This is a genomic window from Pseudomonas sp. NFPP25, assembly GCF_900116505.1.
Classification (GTDB): Bacteria; Pseudomonadota; Gammaproteobacteria; order Pseudomonadales; family Pseudomonadaceae; genus Aquipseudomonas; species Aquipseudomonas protegens.
The window spans coordinates 622,382-640,154 of sequence record NZ_FPBG01000001.1 but is presented as its reverse complement, the minus strand read 5'-3'; the positions used below and the strand labels follow the sequence as shown (position 1 = coordinate 640,154).

Below are 17,773 nucleotides of genomic sequence, written 5' to 3'. Positions count from 1 at the left end.
CGCAGGTTCAGGGAGCCTTGGGCGCCGAGCGGCGCCACCAGGGCTGGAGGCCTCGTCGGTTGCGGCGGATCAGGCCGGCCCGCCGCGCCGTACGCAACTTGGGGGTCAGCAGCACCGTGGCCAGGTCTGCCAACAGGTTGATCAGCACCACCCCCAGGGTGATCACCAGCACGATGGCCTGGATCATCGGCAGATCGCGCATCTGGATCGCCGAGTTGAGGGCGGTGCCGATCCCCGGATAGCTGAACACCACTTCCGCCAGCAAGGCCCCGCCGATCAGGGTGCGCAGGGTCAGGGCCAGCCCCTGCACCGCCGGCACCAGGGCATTGGCCAGGGTGTGGCGCCAGACGATGCGCCACTCAGGGATGCCCCGCAGCCTCGCGGCGATCACATAGTCCGATTCCAGGGCCTCGATCATTGCCGCGCGCACCATGCGCGTCAGGTAGGGCAAGGCCGATAGGCTCAAGGCCAGCACCGGCAGTACCAGGAATTGCAGCTGGCGCCACAGTGCCAGCTGGGGGTCGAGGATCGACACCGCCGGCAGCAGGTCCATGTGGGGCATGGAAAACAGCAGCACCAGGCCAATGGCCAGGAGAAAGCCCGGGGTAGCCTTGAGGAAGATCAGCAACGACAGGCTCCAGCGGTCCAGGCGGCTGTCACGACGCAGGGCAAGGGTCACCCCCAGCAGCAGCGCCGCGGGCACCACCAACGCGATGACCCCGGCCAGCAACGCCAGGGTGTAGCCCAGGCGCGCGAAGAGGACGTCGGCCACAGGCGCGCTGGAATCCAGGGACTGCCCCAGATCGCCTTCCAGGGTCTGGCCCAGCCAGTGCAGGTACTGCTCCAGCAGTGGCCGGTCCAGCCCCAGTTGCCGTTGCAGGGTGAGGATGCTTTCCAGGGGCGCGTCGGGGCCAAGGATCACCCGCGCCGGGTCCGAGGGCAGCGCCTGGGTGGCGATGAACACCACCAGGCTGATGACCCAGGCCGTGAGCAGGCCGTAGCCCAGGCGGCCGACGAACCAGGACAGCCAGGCCGGGGTACGGGGCGTGTTGCGGCAGGTGTCAGGCATGGTTCAACCACATTTCGTCAAAGCGCCAGGAGGCGAAGGTCGTCTGTTCCGGCACCAGCCCGCCAACCCGCACCGAGGCCGCGTCCAGCACATCGTTGAAGCCCCAGATCAGCAGCCCGCCGCGCTGGTGCTGGATGGCCTGGGCTTCGTGCACCCATTGTCGGCGCAGTTGCAGATCGGGCTGGGCCAGGGCCTGCTGGTACAGCTGGGTGAATCGCGGGTCGTGAAAGTTGCTGCGGTTGTAGATGGCCTGGGGGGCGTCGTTGTGCAGCGCCGAGGCAAGAAAGCCCCGGGCCGGCGTGGCCCCGGGCGACAGCAGCCACTGTTCGCGCTGGGGGCCGTTGAACACCGAAGCGTCAACCTGGGTCACCTTGACCTCGACCCCGGCCCTCTTCGCCTGCTGGGCGAACACCAGCGCCGCGCTCACCCCCGGGCCCGGGGTGGTGGTCAGCTCCACCCGCAGGTCGCTGTGCCCGGCCTGACGCAACAGCGAACGGGCCTGTTCCAGGTCATGGGGCCGCTGGGCAATGCCGTGGTTGTAGGTGGGGTCGTGGGGCGAATACAGGTCATTGGCGACTCGGCCGAAACCATTGAGCCCACGGTCCACCAGCTCCTGGCGGTCGGCCAGCAGGCGGAACGCCTGGCGCACCCGCACATCCTGGAACGGCGCCTTGGCCAGATTGAGGTTGAAGCCGGTGAAAGAAGTACTCGGCGAGGCGTAGAAGCGCAGCCGCGGATCGGCCTTGAGCAGCGCGCTGTGCTCGGCCTGTACGCCGCTGGCCACGTCGATCTGCCCGGCCCGCAGCGCCGCCGCCCGCGACACCTGGTCCTTGAACTCGATGATTTCCAGTTCGTCGGCGTAGGGCTGGCCGGGCTTGTAGTAGTTCTCGAAACGGCTGTACAGCGAGCGCTGGCCGGGAATGAAGCGCTTGAGCCGGTAGGGGCCGGCGCCCACCGGGTTGGTCTGCGGGTGGTAGTCGGTGGGCACTATGGCACCGAAGCTGATCAGGGTTTCGTCCAGGGGAAAGAAGCTCTGGCCCTGTTTGAAGCGGATTTCGATGGTGCGCTGATCGAGCTTGCGCAGGGCCTGGCGATCGATGGCCCCCACCAGCCCGGCAAAGGGCGAAGCCAGTTGCGGGTCGGTCAGGCGCAGGATGGAAAACAGCATATCGTCGGCGCCGATGCTCTTGCCGTGGTGGAACTCCAGCCCCGGCTTGATGCGGATGGTCCAGACGCTGGCGTCGGCATTGGGCTCGGCGAACTCCGCCAGGGCCAGCCGGGTACTGACGTCCGGGTTCCATTCCCAGAACTTGCTGTACAGCGCCCAGCCGCGAATGATCCCGCCGCCCACCGGTTTGTGGGCGTCGAGATTGCCGGACTGGTCGCCATCGATGATCCCCACCCGCAGGCGCCCGCCGCGCACCGGGGTGCCGGGCAGCAGCGGCGCGGCACCGGGCGCCGCACCGTTGTCACAGCCGCTGAGCAGGCTGCTGCCCAGCAACAGGCCGCCACCGGTGGCCAGGGAATGGCCGAGGAATACCCGGCGGGAAAATGCCTCGCTCATGGCTCGCTCCTCAGGCCTGCTCGGTGGCCTTGGCCGGTTGCCTGGCCGCCAGCGTGGCGCCCAGGCGCGGCACCTCGAAACCGTGGTCCAGCTCCAGCAGCGGGAACAGCAGGTCGGCCACCCGGTGGGCTTCGTCGATCAGCGGAAAGCCCGAAAGGATGAAGGCCGAGGTGCCCTGCTCTTCGTATTCACGAATGCGCTCGGCCACTTGCCGCGCGCTGCCCACCAGGTAGGTGCCGGCGGCGGGCCCGAGAATGTTGAAGCCGAACAGGCTCGGGCCGAGCCAGACATTGGGGTAGATCTCCAGGTCCCGGGCCTTGGGCAGGCGGCCGGTGCGGATCGCCTCGACATTGCGCTGGATCTGCGGGTCGTCGCTGTGGAAGCTGTCCAGGGTTTCCCCCGGCGGCAACTGGCGTTCGATGGAAGCCCGGGCGGTCTGCAGCGAGGTGCGCTGCAGCAGTTTCTCGGCGTGGGCCCAGGCCTCCTCCTCGGTTTCCCGGACGATGATCTGCAGGCGCGTACCGAAGCTCAGCTCACGGCCGATCTTCGCCGCCTCGGCGGCCACCTTGCGGAATTTCTCGCCGAGTTTCGGCGGCGTGTCGGCAAAGCTCAGGTACACATCCAGCAACTGCACTGAATGGGCCACTCCCGGGCCGGAGGTGCCGGCGCCCCACAGCGGGATGCCGGGGCGTTGCCTCGGCGCGTGCCAGCCGCCCAGGGGATGGCCGGCCGCGGCCGGCGAGCGCGGCGCCAGCTTGACGTAGCGGCCGTCGTAGCCGTCGGTGTCCCCGGCATAGAAGCCCTGGAACGCCCGCCAGTACTCCAGGCTGAAGTCATAGCGCTCATCGTGGGGATAGTGCACCCCCAGGGTGGCCAGCCCGGCGTCACTGCCGTTGACCACGTTGAACAGCAGGCGGCCGTTGGAGAACTGATCGAAGGTCAGCGCCCATTTGGCCAGCACCGCCGGCGACAACTCCCCCGGGTGCTGTGCCACCAAAAAGCGCAAGCGCTGGGTGGCATCGATCAGCGCCGCCGAGACCGCCAGGCTTTCATTGGGGCTCGAACCCAGCAGCGAACCGTAGTAGCCCAGGCGATCGCTGGCCACCGCCAGTTGCTTGAGGTGCTGGAAATCGGTGTTCCAGCGCCCTTCCGGCTCCCAGGGATAGGGGCCGTCGGGGGTGGTGAGGTACCAGAGAATCTTGACTGCCATGTAGCTGTTCCTTGAATGATTGAAGCCTGTGCAGCCATCGCTGCCCCGCCCACCGCCCACCCCCACCGCGTAGGAGCCGGCTTGCCGGCGAAGAGGCCCTCAAGCCTTGTATCGCCCTTGCGGGCGCTTTCGCTGGCAAGCCAGCTCCTACAACAGCTCCGATAGCCGCTGCCCGGGGAGCGGCAGGTCAGCTGCGGCGGTCGATGGCGGGCACCAGGCCCAGCTCCGTGGCGCGCTCGTACAGGCCGCTCATCTTCCATTGCTGGGTCAGTACGCCTGGGCCATAAGGGCGGGAGCCACCCAGGGCGTCGGCCAGCAGTTGCAGTTGCGCGCCCTCTTCCAGCAACAGGATGAATTCCGCCGTGGCCCGCAGGCCCTGCTTGCCCCATACCGTGGAGCCGCCGTTGGCTTCGAGAATCGCCAGGTTGAAGGGGTTCTGGGCAATGCTGTCGAGGATGAAGTCCACCTCGGGCTGGCGCCGGTCGATGTACACCGGCAGCTCCCGGGCCAGTTGGTAGCGCTGCACCGGCACATAGTGGAACGGCAACGTGCGGTGGGTCTGCGCCCAGGCGCCCAGGTACGGCGAGTGCACATGGGACACGGTGGTGATGTCGGCATGCTGCTGGAACAGCTTGGTATAGCGTCCCAGGCCGCCCTTGCCCTGGCCCAGGATGACCTTGCCGGCAAAGTCGGTGACCGTGGCCTGCAACGGTTTGCGGTAGTTCCACGGGCCGCCGTAGTTCACCGACACCAGCAGTTCCTGGCCCGGTACCCGCTCGATGAAGCCCACGGTGCCGTTGGCGGTGATGGTCTGGGTTTCGCGGAACACGGTGAACGCCTGTTCGGCCTCCAGCAGCACCTGATCGATGAAGGCCTGCAGTTCCTGGGTAATCGGGGTTTCGTTGATCAATACAGCCATGGCAATTCTCCGGGTTCAGGCGCGGCGCTGGGCCAGCAGTTCATGGGCGGCGTGCAAGGGACGTGGGTCGACCCAGTCGGCAATGGCGAAATCCCGTTCGAGGAAGCCATGGCGATAGAGGAAGTTTTTCTGGATATCGAGAAACTCCAGGCGCTGCGGCGACAGGTCGGGCGCCAGGGTGGTGTGGAAATCGCCGCGGTAGGCCTCATTCACCCCGGCACTGCCGGCCCGGGTTTCCTCTTCCAGGATGGCGTTCAGGGCCGGCCGGTTGTGGGCCGCCCAGTCGGCGGCGCGCAGGGTCTGGGCAAGAAAGCGCACCACCAGGTCGAAGTGATTGTCCAAGAGGCTCTGGTGCACGGTGATCGGCCGTGGCGTGCCGTTGTTGATGCGGTAGCGCGGTTCGGCGATCAGGTCCAGGTCGATGCCCACCACCAGCCCCAGGCGCCGCGCGGCATCGGCGGCGGCAGCCCCCTTGACGTAGACCGCGTCCACCTCGCCGCGCACCAGGTAGTCCAGGCCCGACCACAGGCGCTGCAACCCTTCCTGGGGCGAGGCGGCGCGCTCCTGGTCCTGCAATGCCACTTCCACCAGTTGCACGTCGTCGAAACCCAGGCCCGCCAGGCTCAACGCGCCTTTGTAGCCGTGCAGGCTCATGGCCCGGGCGATGCTACCCGGGCGGTTTTCGCCCCAGGCCGGCAGCGCCAGGCGCTTGCCCTTGAGGTGCTCGGGGCGGCTGATGCCGGAATCCGGGCGCACCAGCAAGGTTTGCCATTCCTCGATCCAGGTCAGGCCGATCAGCCGGCTGGGGGAACCGGCGGCGCGGGCAGCCAGGGCCGGCACGTTGCCGCCCTCGCGAAACAGCCCGGGCAACTGGTGATCGTAATGGTGATGGCCCAGTTGCCGGGCTTCCTGCAGGGTCGCGACCGGCAGGCCGTCGGCGGCAAACTCCTCGCTGAGCCAGCCCAGCTTGTAGGCGATCCCGGAAGCCGTGGGCACCGGGCAGCGGGTGAACCAGATCTGCTCCAGTTCAGGCTGGGCAGCGGACGTGGGCAATGTGGCGGCAAGCGTCATGAACGAGTTCCTGTGCAATGGCTGTTGCCAGGGCTATTGCAGCGCCCGTGCCAACCGGGCAAGGCCCCGGATTACGGGGCCTGGGCCGCTGCCCGCGAAACCGGCACCTCGCCGACTGCTGCCCGACCAGCAGCATTGCGCAGCGACTGCTGCTGTCGGAGCAACGGGCCGACGAACATTGCTGCTGGAGCAGCAGCAGGCGTTTTAACACCCATTGCGCACCCGCCCGCCAGCCGTGTCGCACAAGGCCTGCAACGGATTTTCAGCACACTGAAAAGGCCCTGGCGCAGAACTTGCTCAAGCCTCCTCAAACCCAGCCCTTTTTCGTAGGAGCTGGCTTGCCGGCGAAGGCGTCGCCAAGACCGGCGCAAGGTTCAAGGGCCCCTTCGCCGGCAAGCCGGCTCCTACGGATCAGGCCGATACACACGCCCCTGGGGGCAGATTTCTTCAGATAGAGGTACCAGCATGAGTAGCGTTCAAGCCCTTCCTGTCACTCCGGTCCGTGTCCTGGGCAGCGAGGCCGAAGCCATCGCCGTGGCCCGGGAAATCGCCACGGAAATCGCCGCCATCGCCGCCGACAGCCAGGCCAACGGCCAGTTGCCGCGGCGCCAGGCGCAGTTGCTGTCCGACAGCGGCCTGACCGCCATCGGTGTGCCCAAGGCCTTCGGTGGCCTGGGGGCCTCGGTGGCCACCATCGTCGAAACGGTGCGCCTGATCTCGGTGGCCGATGGCGGTGTCGGCCAGTTGCTGCAGATCCACAATGTGATGCTGCGGGGCATCTTCAACGGTTACCCGGATGCCGTGCGCGACCGCGTGGTCAGCGACGTGCTGGCCGGCAAGCGCCTGGGCAATGCCCTGGCGGAGATCGGCGGCAAGAACAAGTTCGCCCTCAAGACCCGTATCGAGCGCCGCGCCGACGGCAAGCTGATCCTTAACGGCAGCAAGTTCTACTCCACCGGTTCCTACCTGGCCGAATGGATTTCCCTGACCGCCGCCAGCGAAGAAGGCGGCGCCGGGGTGCTGCTCAACCGCAACGCTCCGGGCCTGACCCTGGTGGACGACTGGCATGCCTTCGGCCAGCAGAATTCGGTCAGCGGCACGGTGCTGTTCGACAACATCGAACTGGACGAAGACTTTGTCTCGCCGCGCAAGGGCCCGATGAAACGCACCGGCCTGACCTTCCCGCAGATCCTCCATGCGGCCATCGACACTGGGATCGCCGCCGGAGCCCTGGGGGCCGCGGTGGACTACCTCAAGCAGCACGCCCGGCCCTGGGTGGAAAGCGGCGTCGACCACGCCAGCGAAGAGCCGCACATCATCAAGCAGATCGGTGAATACGCCGTGGCCCTGCGTGCTGCCGAATCCTTGCTGCGCGATGCCGCGCGGGTGTTCGACGAACACGAGCAGGATCCGGACAACAAGGAACTGCAGGACCAGCTGATCCTGTCCGTGGCCACCGCCCGGGCCCATTCCGACAGCGCCTCGCTGAAGATCTCCAGCGACATCTTCTCGCTGTTGGGGGCCAGTTCCTCCCTGAGCAAATGGAACCTCGACCGCTTCTGGCGCAATGCCCGGGTGCACACCACCCACGACCCGATCCGCTGGCGCCTGCACCACGTGGGCAACTACTACCTCAACGGCGTCGACCCGGGCGAATACACCGCGATCCTCAACGCCAAGGAGCAACAGGGCGCGACCCGCCCCGCGCCATAACCCCAACCACCGCCATCCCTCGTAGGAGCTGGCTTGCCAGCGAAAGCGTCCTCAAGACCGACACAAGGCTCGGGGGCCTCTTCGCCGGCAAGCCGGCTCCTACCAATAACCATGGCATCACGCACACCGTAGGAGCTGGCTCGCCAGCGAAGGCGTCCTCAAGACCGACACAAGGCTCGAGGGCCTCTTCGCCGGCAAGCCGGCTCCTACGGGGGGTGGCCGATTTTTGAACGAGCCCTGCATGATCGAAAAACACCCTCTTTTGCGCGCGCTGGCGATCTACCGGGAAGTGCCGTGGCGCTTCACCCTGGTGGCGCTGCTCTATGTCGCCGTCAACCTCGGGCTGGTCTGGCAGCAGTGGCTGATCGGCCATGCGGTCAACGATGTCAGCAGCGGGCAGGCGGTAAAGCACCTGGCCGACGGCAGCCTGGATGCCAGCCTGGGCTGGTACTGGCTGTGGCTGCTGCTGGCGGTGGCCCTGGGCCGCGGCCTGTTGCAGTACGCCGCCACGGTGTTGTCCCTGGTGCTCAGCCAGGAACTGCTGACCCGCCTGCGCGAGCGCATCCTGCAGCAGGTCCAGGGCCTGCACCTGGGCTACCACTGGCAGCACGGCATGGGTGAAATGATCACCCGCACCACCCGCGATGCGGACAAGGTCCGCGATGCCCTGATCAGCTTCTGGCGCCAGGTGGTGGAAACGCCCCTGGTGGTGCTGGCCACGGTCGGCCTGCTGGCCTGGTACAGCCCCTGGCTGGCGGTGGTGCCGCTGCTGCTCACCGCCTGCGGACTGTGGATCTTCGTGCGCCAGACCGAGCACCTGGTGAGCCTCGACCGCGCAGTGGGCGCTGCCTACGACCGGGTCAACCAGGACCTCAGCGAGGGCATCGGCGGGGTGCGGGTGATCAAGTCCTTCGCCCTGGAGCACAGCCGCATCCAGGGTTTTGCCGCCCAGGTCGGGCTGTTCGCCGAGCACGCCCGCCGGGCCCTGGCCTATTCCAGTTCGCGTATCCCCCTGCCCCAGGCCGTGGTCGCCCTCAGCCACGTGTGGATCCTGGTCTACGGCGCTCATCAGGTGGCGGCCGGGCAGCTGGGGATCGGCGAGCTGGTCAGCGCCCTGCTGATCGTGACCACCCTGGTGTTTCGCATCGAAGGCATCGGCCGGGTGATGCAGACCTTCGCCGATGCCCGCTCCAGTGCCGAGCGCATCTGGCAGTTGCTGGACGAGCCGCTGCACATCCGCAGTGGCAACGCCCGGCTGCCCCAGGCGCCCCTGGGGTTGCGCCTGGAGGGGGTCAGCGTCAGCGCCCCCGGCGGTGGCCGGAAGATTCTCGATGACTGCACCCTGAGCCTTGAGCCCGGCGAGGTGGTGGCCCTGGTGGGCGCCACCGGCACCGGCAAGAGCCTGTTGGCCAGCCTCCTGCCGCGCCTCACCGAGTCCGGTGCCGGCCGGGTGCTGCTGGGCTCGGAACTCAGCGGCTGGCAGGACGTGCGCGACCTGGACCTGCAACAGCTGCGGCGCCGGGTGCATGTGGTGCCCCAGGAAAGCTTCCTGTTTTCCGACACCCTGGCGGCCAACCTGCGCCTCACGGCCCCCGACGCCAGCCACCGGCAACTGCGCCAGGGCCTGGCCCTGGCTGCCGCCGAAGACGTACTGGAACGCTTGCCCCAAGGGCTGGACAGCCGCCTCGGCGATCGCGGGGTCACCCTCTCCGGTGGCCAGCGCCAGCGCCTGAGCCTGGCCCGGGCGCTGCTGGGGGAGCCGGACATTCTCTGCCTCGACGACGCCACCAGCGCCCTGGACGCCATCAGCGAACGCCAGGTGCTGGACAACATCCGCCAGTTGCGCCGAGACCAGGGCCGGGCCACCACCTTGCTGGTGATCTCCAGCAAGCTCTCGACCATTCTCCTGGCGGACCGGGTGTTGCTGCTGCAGGACGGGCGAATCCGCGCCAGCGGCCGCCACGCCGAGCTGCTCAAGACCAACGCCCACTACCGCGACCTGCTGGGAGTCGACCATGGCTAATCCAATCGCCGGCAAGGCCCTGAGCGATATCGAAATCGAGGAAATGCTTGCCCGCCAGGCCCTGGACCGCAGCATGCTGTCGCGCCTGCTGCCCCTGCTGCGGCCGATCCGCGGCCCGATCCTGACGGTGATCGGCATCGAGTTGCTGCTGGTGTTCACGGTGTTCCTGCGGCCCTGGTTCGTGCGCGAACTGCTGGACCGCGGGCTGGTCCCGGACCAGGGTCACTGGCTGCTGGACGAGTCCCTGGTGCTGTGGCTGGGCCTGGGGCTGGCGGCCAGCTGGCTGGGGCGCTTCGTCCTGGCCGGGCTGTCGCAGTTCGTCGCCGGCAGCGCGGCGATCCGAGTGCTCAACGACCTGCGGGTCAAGGTCTTTGCCCATATCCAGGCCCTGAGCGTCAGCTACTTCGACCAGACCCGCGCCGGGCGCATCATTTCCCGCGCCGACCGCGACGTCGACAGCCTGGAACCGCTGCTGATCCAGGGTCCGCCGGAGCTGCTGGGGGCCCTGCTGCGCTGCGGCCTGGCGGCGCTGATGCTGTGGCGCATCGACCCGCGCTTCTTCCTCAGCCTGGCGGCCACGGTGCCGCTGCTGGCGCTGGCGACCTGGGGCTTCAAGCGCATCTCCCAGCGCAACTGGGCCAGGGTCGCGGAGAACCGCAGCCGCTTCACCGCGCACCTGGTGGAAAGCGTCAGCGGCGCGCGCATGCTCCAGCAATGCGGGCAGCAGGAACCCAACCTGCAGCGCTATCGCGGCCTGCTGGATGACTTCAACCAGGCGCTGATCCGCGGCAGCCTACGCTCCAGCTGGTTCGCCCCATTCACCGCGCTGCTCAGCACCGCCGGCATGGCCGCGCTGCTGCTGGTGGGCGGCTATGGGCTGGCCGATAACCAGATCAGCGTTGGCCAGATGGCGGAAAGCCTGTTCTACGTGTTTCTGTTTCTGGGCCCGTTGCAGGAGCTCTCTGACCTGTTCGAACGCTACGCCACCGGCTCGGCCTCGGCGCAGCGGATCTTTCTGCTGCTGGACACCCGGCCCCAGGTCCTCGACCCGGCCCAGCCCCAGCGCATGCAGCGGGCCCGGGGCGAGGTCGGTTTCGAACAGGTGCGGTTCGCCTACGACCCCAGGAGCAAAAGCGCGGTGATCCAGAACCTGGACCTGCAGATCAAGGCCGGCGAAGTGCTGGCGATTGTCGGCCCCTCGGGCCATGGCAAAAGTACCCTGGTGCAGTTGCTGACCCGTTTCTACGACGTTCAGGGCGGCGCCGTGACGCTCGACGGCGTGGACATCCGGCACCTGGCCCAGCACGACCTGCGCCGGGCCGTGGGCGTGGTGCTGCAGGACAATGTGCTGTTCAGCGGCACTATCCTCGACAACCTGCGCCTGGCAGCCCCCGGCGCCGATGATGCAACGCTGATTGCCGCGGCCCGGGAGCTGGGGGCCGACGAGGTGCTGGAACGCCTGCCCCACCAGTACCACAGCGAGGTCGGCCCCCTGGGGGGGCACCTGAGCCATGGCCAGCGGCAACTGGTGTGCCTGGTGCGGGCCTACCTGGCCAACCCGGCGGTGCTGGTACTGGACGAAGCCACCTCGGCGGTGGACATCCACACCGAGCGGCGCATCCAGCGCGCCCTGCGCCGGCTGTGCCAGGGGCGCACGGCGATCATCATCGCCCACCGCCTGGCGACCATCCGCGACGCCGACCGGATCGCGGTGATCCGCCACGGCCAACTGGTGGAACAGGGACCGCATCAGCAGTTGATCCGGCAGAACGGCGCCTATGCGGCGTTGTACCAGGCCTATTTGCGTAGCGCCGACCAACCCGGCGGCGCAAACCCCGCGGCCCCTTTCGCCGGCAAGCCGGCTCCTACACAAGCACCGCCGGTATCACGCCAGCTGTAGGCGCTGGCTTGCCAGCGAAGGCGCCCGCAAGGACAGCACAAGGCTCAAGGGCCTCTTCGCCGGCAAGGAGGCACTGGGTTGTTGCGCGCTCAGCAGCGGTTGCTGCCGGGGTGCTGCTACAGCAGCACCAGGGCCCTGCGCGAGGCCGGCTGAAGCCCCCGAACCCCCGCCATGGTGGGCTGCGACGGCCATGGCATGGCCGTTGCAATTACCCCCTGACAGGCGTCTTCGCACCCGCGCGGCGCAACGCGTTACTGAATCAGGAGCACCCATGAGCACTGAATTTTTCTGGCGCCTGCCGCTGGGCACCGACGGCCCGCAGTTGAGCACCGACAAGCACAATCGCGGCAACCCCCACCCCCGTGCCGGGCATATCGCCCCCGGGCGCCTGGCCAACGGCGAGCCCGACGGTTTCACCTACATCGACTACATCGCCCAGGTGGCCAAGGCCGCCGAGCTGGCGGGCTTCGAAGGCGCCCTGCTGCCTACCGGCCCCGAGCCCTGGGTGGTGGCCGCGGCCCTGGCCCGGGAAACCCGGCGCATCCGCTTTCTGATCGCCTTCCAGGCCACCTGGACCCTGCCGGCCTACGCCGCCCAACAGGCGGCGATCCTGCAGAACCTCAGCCACGGCCGCCTGGACTGGAACATCATCACCGGCGGCAACCCGGCCAGCCAGCGAGCCAATGGCGATTACCTGGACCACGACCGGCGTTACCAGCGTACCGGCGAGTTCCTCGACATCATCCAGGGCCTGTGGCAGAACGAACGCTTCTCCTATGACGGCGATATCTACCAACTGGAGAACGGCGCCCTGCCCCCGGGCCTGCAGCAGGAGCGCAAGCCGGGGGTGTATTTTTCCGGTTTCTCCGATGCGGCCCTGGACGTGGCGGCGCGGCACGCCGACGTCTACCTCAACTGGGCCGAGCCCATCGACCAGCTCAAGCCCCACATCGAGCGAGTTCGCGAGCTGGCGGACAAACAGGGGCGCACGGTGCGCTTCGGCCTGCGGGTCGATCTGTTCGCCCGGGAAACCGAAGAGCAGGCCTGGGCCGACCTGCGCCGCCAGTTCGACAAGCTCGAAGGCAAGGGCAGCCTGATCGCCAAGAACTTCACCAGCGGCTCGGATTCGGTGGGCGCAGCGCGGCAGACCGCCTACCACCAGAACGTCGACCGCTTCGACGACCTGATCCTCGGCCCCAACCTCTGGGCCGGCTTCGCCAAGGCCAAGCCGGGGCCCACCGTGGGCCTGGTGGGCAGCCACCAGAACGTTGCCGAGCGCCTGGCGGAGTACCGCGATGCCGGTTTCTCCACCTTCATCCTGGCGGGCAACCCGCACCTGGAAGAAGCCCTGCGCATCGGCCAGGAAGTCCTGCCCCTGGTGCAGCAACGCCCCGTCGCCCAGGCGACGCCGCTACAGGCCCGCGCCTGAGCCTATAAGGAGCCCGTTCATGTCCCATCCTCTGGATACCCTCTGGTACACCCGCTGCCCGGTCCCCACGGGCCTGGGCATTGCCGTGCAGAAAGGCTGGCTGCAAGAGAGCCTCGGCGCCCTCGGCACCCAGGTGCAGTCGTTGCGCGAGTCCAGCGACCAGGCCGTGCGCGAGTCGCACTTCGATCACAGCCTGCGCAACTCGGTGCGCCACGGCGGCAGCATCCCGGCCCTCTGGGCCCGGGCCCAGGGCCGGGAAACCCGGCTGATCGGCCTGTCCTGGGCCGATGAGGTGCAACTGATCCTGACCCGTGCCGACAGCGGCATCCACCGCATCAAGGACCTCAAGGGCCGACGCTTCGGCCTGCCGGACTGGGCCGGCGCACAGATCGACTTCACCCGCGCCCAGGCCCTGCGCGGCCTGGAAAACGCCCTGGGCCTGGACGGCCTGCAAGTGGGCGACCTGCAACTGGTGAACTACCGCTACGGCGGCACCTTCAGCGACCCCCAGGTGCAGACCCTGGCCGACACCCCGGTCAGCGCCCAGCCCAGCAGCGGACGCAACCTGGAACTGCAGGGCCTGCTGCGAGGCGAAGTCGACGCTATCTTCCTCAAGGGCGCCAGCGCCGCCCGCCATGCCCACGAGTTCGGCCTGCGTACCCTGATCGACACCGGCGCCCACCCCGACCCGCTGATCCGCTGCAACAACGGCACACCGCGCACCCTGACAGTGGACAGTCATCTGCTGGAGCAGCACTTGGACGTCGCCACCGGGATTCTCGGCGCGGTGCTGCGGGCCGAAGACTGGGCCCACCACCACCCGGAAGACACCCGCCGCTACCTGGCCCGGGAAACCAACAGCAGCGAGTACTGGATCAGCGCCGCCTATGGCGAGGATGCCCACCTGCGCCTGCGCACCGGCCTGGAAGAACAGGCCATCGACGCGCTGCAGGATTTCAGCGCCTTCCTGCGGCGCTGGCGCTTCATCCCGCAGCAGGTGGATGTGCGCCAATGGATCGACCGCCGGCCGCTGGATGCGCTGCTGGCTACCCCTACCGCTCTGGCCGGCTGACCGCGCCAGGTTTCATGGATTCGAACTGAAGACCCTTATGAGCAAATCACTCGATACCCTCTGGTACACCCACAGCCCGGTGCCCACCGGGCTCGGCATCGCGGTACAGTCCGGACGCCTGGCAGAGGCCTTCCTGCCGTTCGGCACCAATATCCAGTCCCTGCGCGAATCCAGCGAACGCGAAGTGCGCGAGGCCCACTACGACCACCACCTGCAGAACTCGGTGCGCCACGGCGGCAACATCCCGGCCATCTGGGCCTACTCCAGCGGCGTGCAGACCCGGGTCCTGGGCTTGTCCTGGAGCGACGAGGTGCAGTTGATCCTGACCACCGCCGAAAGCGGCGTGAAGAGCATCCGCGACCTGAAGAACCGGCGCTTCGGCCTGCCCAAGTGGGCCAACGTGCAGATCGACTTCACCCGGGCCCAGGCCCTGCGCGGCCTGGAGAACGCCCTCAGGTTAGAAGGCCTGGAAGTGGCCGACGTGGAACTGGTGGACTACCCCTACGGCGGCACCTACAGCGATGAGCAGAAACAGCACCTGTACGGTTCCGAAGTGAGCCTTGGGGTGACCCGCTTCAGCCGGCGCAACAACGAACTGATCGGCCTGCTGCGGGGCGATATCGACGCGATCTTCCTCAAGGGCGCCCACGCCGTGCACCTGGCCAACGAGTTCGGCCTGCAGGTGGTGGTGGACACCGGTTCCCACCCCGACCCGCTGATCCGCTCCAACAACGGCACCCCGCGTACCCTGACCGTGGACACCCACCTGCTGCGCGAGCACTTCGACGCCAGCGTGAAGATCGTCGACACCGTATTGCGCACCGAACAATGGGCCTGGGCCAACCCCGAGGAAACCCGGCGCTTCCTAGCCCGGGAACTGAACACCAGCGAGTACTGGGTGGCGGCCGCCTATGGCGAGGATGCCCACCGACGCCTGCGCACCACCCTGGATGCGCGATCCATCGAGGCCTTGCAGGACTTCACCGATTTCCTGCATCGCTGGCAGTTCATTCCCCGGCGTTTCGACGTGCGCGAGTGGATCGACTTCAGTGTGCTGGAGGCGGTCATCGGCTCCACCTCTCGCGTGGCGGTATAACCCGACGAACTGACGGTGGAACCCGTAGGAGCTGGCTTGCCAGCGAAGGCGCCAGCCCAGGCGATGCATGTCTCGCGGGCCTCTTCGCCGGCAAGCCGGCTCCTACGGGCTGGGGGGCCGGTGCTGGCGCAGCAACAGTCCAGCGGGCAATCGGTGCTGCTCCAGCAGCACCAGCCAAGCAACTTCTGCTGAATCCTGCGCAGGATGTTTTAAACCTCTGGCCCGCAACTTTTCACGCCTGCCAAACACCCCTCTAAAACACTCAGACCAATTAAAAATAAACCTTGTTTTTCAATGAGTTGATCAAACTAACGCTTACCCATAAAACCCACTAAGCCTCTTGGCACGTTCTCTGCTCTAGCCCTCTTAGCGAAACTTTAAATGGGGGAGTTCAACATGCATAAGCTTAATCCGATCACCAAGAGTCTATGGCTGGCACTGGCGCTCACCGGGGGCACATTCAGCCAGGGCCTGCTGGCCGCCGAAACCACAGACACCGACACCACCGGGAACAGCAGCGAACCCGCCCTGAAGACCGTCACCGTCACCGCCCAGCACCGGGAGGAAACCCTGCAAGAGGTTCCGGTGGCGGTGTCCGCCGTACAGGGCACCAGCCTGGTGACCGACGGGGTGCGCAACATGGGCGACATCACCACCTTCATCCCCAACGCCTCGGCCAAGAACCCCGACGGCGACGGCCGCCCACGCTGGTACATCCGCGGCCTGGGCACGGGCGACACCGGGGCGGCCACGGTGTTCCCGGTGGGCATCTATGCCGATGATGTCTACCTCAACGCGCCCATCGCCGGCGGCGGGCCGCTGTTCGACCTGGAGCGCATCGAGATCCTGCGCGGGCCCCAGGGCACCCTGTACGGCAAGAACACCACTGCCGGTGCGGTCAATGTGATTTCCAAGAAGCCGACCTTCGACACCGACGGCTACGGCACCCTGGGCATCGGCAGCAAGAGCGAGCGCATCCTCAATGGCGCCATCGGCGGTGCCCTGGTGGATGACAGGCTGGCGGCGCGGCTGTCGCTGTATTCGGAAGAACGCGACGGCTTCCAGAAGAACCTCACCGACGACCATACCTACGGCGACGTCGACAAGAAGGCCGTGCGCCTGCAGTTCCTGGCCAGGCTCAACCCGGACCTGGACGCCCTGCTGAAGATCCACGCCCGGGAATACAAGGGTGACGGCAGCAACGGCTCGCTGCCGGTGGGCCGTTACTACAACGTCGGCTACCAGCGGCCCGACGGACGCAACATCGCCCTCAACGTCAACGAGGATGCCAAGCTCGATCACGACGGTACGTCCCTGACCCTGAACTGGCACCTGGGGGACTACACCCTGACCTCCATCAGCGCCTACGACTACATTCGCGGGCAGTCCACCAGCGACGCCGACTACACCCCCTACGAAGTCAACGGCGCGGCCATCAGCGACAACCGCTACAACCAGTACTCCCAGGAACTGCGCCTGGCCTCGCCGCAGCAGGAAACCCTGCGCTGGCTGGCGGGGGTGCACTACTTCCATGAGGACCTGGACAGCTCGGCCAAGCGCCTCATCACCCCGGGCCCCACGCCCAACGGCACCGGCTCCAACCAGACCGGCGGCGCCACCGACTTTCGCGACCTCAACTACCAGCACACCACCGACAGCTACGCGCTGTTCGGCAACCTGACCTACGACTTCACCGACAACTTCACCGTGACCGGCGGCCTGCGCTGGACCCAGGAAAAGAAAGACATCGACCTGGACCTGACCCAGCTCACCCGGGCCACGGCCAACGGCCCGCTGATCCCCCTGGGCGCCGCCGGCAGCAATGGCAGCCGCGACGAGAGCAAGACCTGGGAAGCCTGGACCTACGATCTGACCCCGGAATACCGGATCAACGACAACGTCCGGGTGTTCTTGCGCTACGCCCACGGTTTCCGCTCCGGGGGCTTCAATACCGGGCTGTCCACCAGCCTGGCGCAGTTGACCACGGTGGACCCGGAGAAACTCGACGCCTACGAGATCGGCCTCAAGTCGGAATGGTTCAACCACCGCCTGACGGCCAACGCCAACGTCTTCTACTACGACTACTCGGACATCCAGGTGAACCTGCTGACGGTCAACAACGGCGTGCTCACCACGGCCCTGACCAATGGCGCCAAGGGCAAGGTCAAGGGCGCGGAACTGGAGTTCGAAGGCCAGCCCACCGACTATCTGCACCTGCGGGCGGCGATCTCGTTCCTGGATACCGAGTACACCGACTTCAAGAACACCAACCCCAACACCGGCGCGGTCACCGGCGACTACAGCGGCAACAGTTTCGTGCGCTCGCCGCGCAACGTGGTGTCCCTGGGGGCCGACTACACCATTCCCCTGGAGATCGGCGGCAAGCTGGTGGCCGGCGGCGACGTGAGTTTCCGCGACAAGGAGTACTTCCTCGCCGACCGCCAGAGCAGCGCCGACAAGACCCTGAGCCAGCCCCACTACACCCTGGCCAACACCCGCCTGACCTGGTTCAGCCCGGATGAAAAGCTCAGCGTCACCGGCTTCGTCAACAACCTCACCGACCGCCGCTACCAGGTCCATGGCCGGCCCAACGGCACCCTGGGGCAATACGTCATCACCTACGGCGACCCGCGCACCGTGGGCCTGAGCGTCACCAGCCGCTTCTGACGCCCGCGGCAGGCCACCCGAACCCTGATTTCCGGGCCGC

The 17,773-nt window shown here is 67.2% G+C and carries 12 protein-coding genes; 7 read left to right on the top strand and 5 right to left on the bottom strand.

Annotated features, from left to right (window positions below):
* Nucleotides 1-7: 7 nt before the first annotated feature.
* The 5 genes from BM382_RS02695 to BM382_RS02675 form a co-directional block, all read right to left on the bottom strand.
* Complete coding sequence (locus tag BM382_RS02695; protein WP_015635723.1) at nt 8-1,069, bottom strand: ABC transporter permease; 1,062 nt, start codon at nt 1,067-1,069, stop codon at nt 8-10.
* The gene (locus BM382_RS02690) at nt 1,062-2,633 is read right to left on the bottom strand and encodes an ABC transporter substrate-binding protein (protein WP_072441746.1); all 1,572 of its coding nucleotides are present in this window, start codon (nt 2,631-2,633) and stop codon (nt 1,062-1,064) included. Before BM382_RS02690 ends, BM382_RS02695 begins: the two co-directional genes overlap by 8 nt.
* Nucleotides 2,634-2,643: 10 nt before the next feature.
* Nucleotides 2,644-3,843: an LLM class flavin-dependent oxidoreductase gene (locus BM382_RS02685; RefSeq protein WP_072441744.1), complete on the bottom strand. Its 1,200-nt coding sequence runs from the start codon at nt 3,841-3,843 to the stop codon at nt 2,644-2,646.
* A gap of 187 nt (nt 3,844-4,030) precedes the next feature.
* Nucleotides 4,031-4,762 (bottom strand): class II aldolase/adducin family protein, encoded by a 732-nt coding sequence (locus BM382_RS02680; protein ID WP_072441742.1) that lies wholly within the window; start codon nt 4,760-4,762, stop codon nt 4,031-4,033.
* Between the two features lie 15 nt (nt 4,763-4,777).
* Complete coding sequence (locus BM382_RS02675; RefSeq protein ID WP_019094953.1) at nt 4,778-5,833, bottom strand: ABC transporter substrate-binding protein; 1,056 nt, start codon at nt 5,831-5,833, stop codon at nt 4,778-4,780.
* Nucleotides 5,834-6,298: 465 nt separating this feature from the next.
* Between BM382_RS02675 and BM382_RS02670 the strand changes: the two genes are divergently transcribed.
* From BM382_RS02670 to BM382_RS02640, 7 genes are all read left to right on the top strand, one after another.
* A complete protein-coding gene (locus tag BM382_RS02670; protein ID WP_011061455.1) occupies nt 6,299-7,546 on the top strand; it encodes an acyl-CoA dehydrogenase family protein in 1,248 nt (415 codons plus the stop codon).
* Between the two features lie 241 nt (nt 7,547-7,787).
* On the top strand, nt 7,788-9,569 hold the full coding sequence (locus BM382_RS02665; protein ID WP_011061456.1) for an ABC transporter ATP-binding protein: 1,782 nt from the start codon (nt 7,788-7,790) through the stop codon (nt 9,567-9,569).
* Nucleotides 9,562-11,469 (top strand): ABC transporter ATP-binding protein, encoded by a 1,908-nt coding sequence (locus BM382_RS02660; protein WP_011061457.1) that lies wholly within the window; start codon nt 9,562-9,564, stop codon nt 11,467-11,469. The genes BM382_RS02665 and BM382_RS02660 overlap by 8 nt, the downstream gene beginning before the upstream one ends.
* 271 nt (nt 11,470-11,740) lie before the next feature.
* Nucleotides 11,741-12,898 (top strand): LLM class flavin-dependent oxidoreductase, encoded by a 1,158-nt coding sequence (locus BM382_RS02655; protein WP_072441740.1) that lies wholly within the window; start codon nt 11,741-11,743, stop codon nt 12,896-12,898.
* Nucleotides 12,899-12,917: 19 nt separating this feature from the next.
* Complete coding sequence (locus BM382_RS02650; protein WP_072441738.1) at nt 12,918-13,970, top strand: ABC transporter substrate-binding protein; 1,053 nt, start codon at nt 12,918-12,920, stop codon at nt 13,968-13,970.
* Nucleotides 13,971-14,007: 37 nt separating this feature from the next.
* On the top strand, nt 14,008-15,066 hold the full coding sequence (locus BM382_RS02645; protein ID WP_019094957.1) for an ABC transporter substrate-binding protein: 1,059 nt from the start codon (nt 14,008-14,010) through the stop codon (nt 15,064-15,066).
* 396 nt (nt 15,067-15,462) lie between these two features.
* Nucleotides 15,463-17,733: a TonB-dependent receptor gene (locus tag BM382_RS02640; protein ID WP_072442430.1), complete on the top strand. Its 2,271-nt coding sequence runs from the start codon at nt 15,463-15,465 to the stop codon at nt 17,731-17,733.
* Nucleotides 17,734-17,773: the final 40 nt, after the last annotated feature.

Bases quoted from the DNA above. Each gene is read 5' to 3' on its own strand.
- BM382_RS02695 (WP_015635723.1), bottom strand. From the start codon at position 1,069: ATGCCTGACACCTGCCGCAACACGCCCCGTACCCCGGCCTGGCTGTCC.
- BM382_RS02690 (WP_072441746.1), bottom strand. From the start codon at position 2,633: ATGAGCGAGGCATTTTCCCGCCGGGTATTCCTCGGCCATTCCCTGGCC.
- BM382_RS02685 (WP_072441744.1), bottom strand. From the start codon at position 3,843: ATGGCAGTCAAGATTCTCTGGTACCTCACCACCCCCGACGGCCCCTAT.
- BM382_RS02680 (WP_072441742.1), bottom strand. From the start codon at position 4,762: ATGGCTGTATTGATCAACGAAACCCCGATTACCCAGGAACTGCAGGCC.
- BM382_RS02675 (WP_019094953.1), bottom strand. From the start codon at position 5,833: ATGACGCTTGCCGCCACATTGCCCACGTCCGCTGCCCAGCCTGAACTG.
- BM382_RS02670 (WP_011061455.1), top strand. From the start codon at position 6,299: ATGAGTAGCGTTCAAGCCCTTCCTGTCACTCCGGTCCGTGTCCTGGGC.
- BM382_RS02665 (WP_011061456.1), top strand. From the start codon at position 7,788: ATGATCGAAAAACACCCTCTTTTGCGCGCGCTGGCGATCTACCGGGAA.
- BM382_RS02660 (WP_011061457.1), top strand. From the start codon at position 9,562: ATGGCTAATCCAATCGCCGGCAAGGCCCTGAGCGATATCGAAATCGAG.
- BM382_RS02655 (WP_072441740.1), top strand. From the start codon at position 11,741: ATGAGCACTGAATTTTTCTGGCGCCTGCCGCTGGGCACCGACGGCCCG.
- BM382_RS02650 (WP_072441738.1), top strand. From the start codon at position 12,918: ATGTCCCATCCTCTGGATACCCTCTGGTACACCCGCTGCCCGGTCCCC.
- BM382_RS02645 (WP_019094957.1), top strand. From the start codon at position 14,008: ATGAGCAAATCACTCGATACCCTCTGGTACACCCACAGCCCGGTGCCC.
- BM382_RS02640 (WP_072442430.1), top strand. From the start codon at position 15,463: ATGCATAAGCTTAATCCGATCACCAAGAGTCTATGGCTGGCACTGGCG.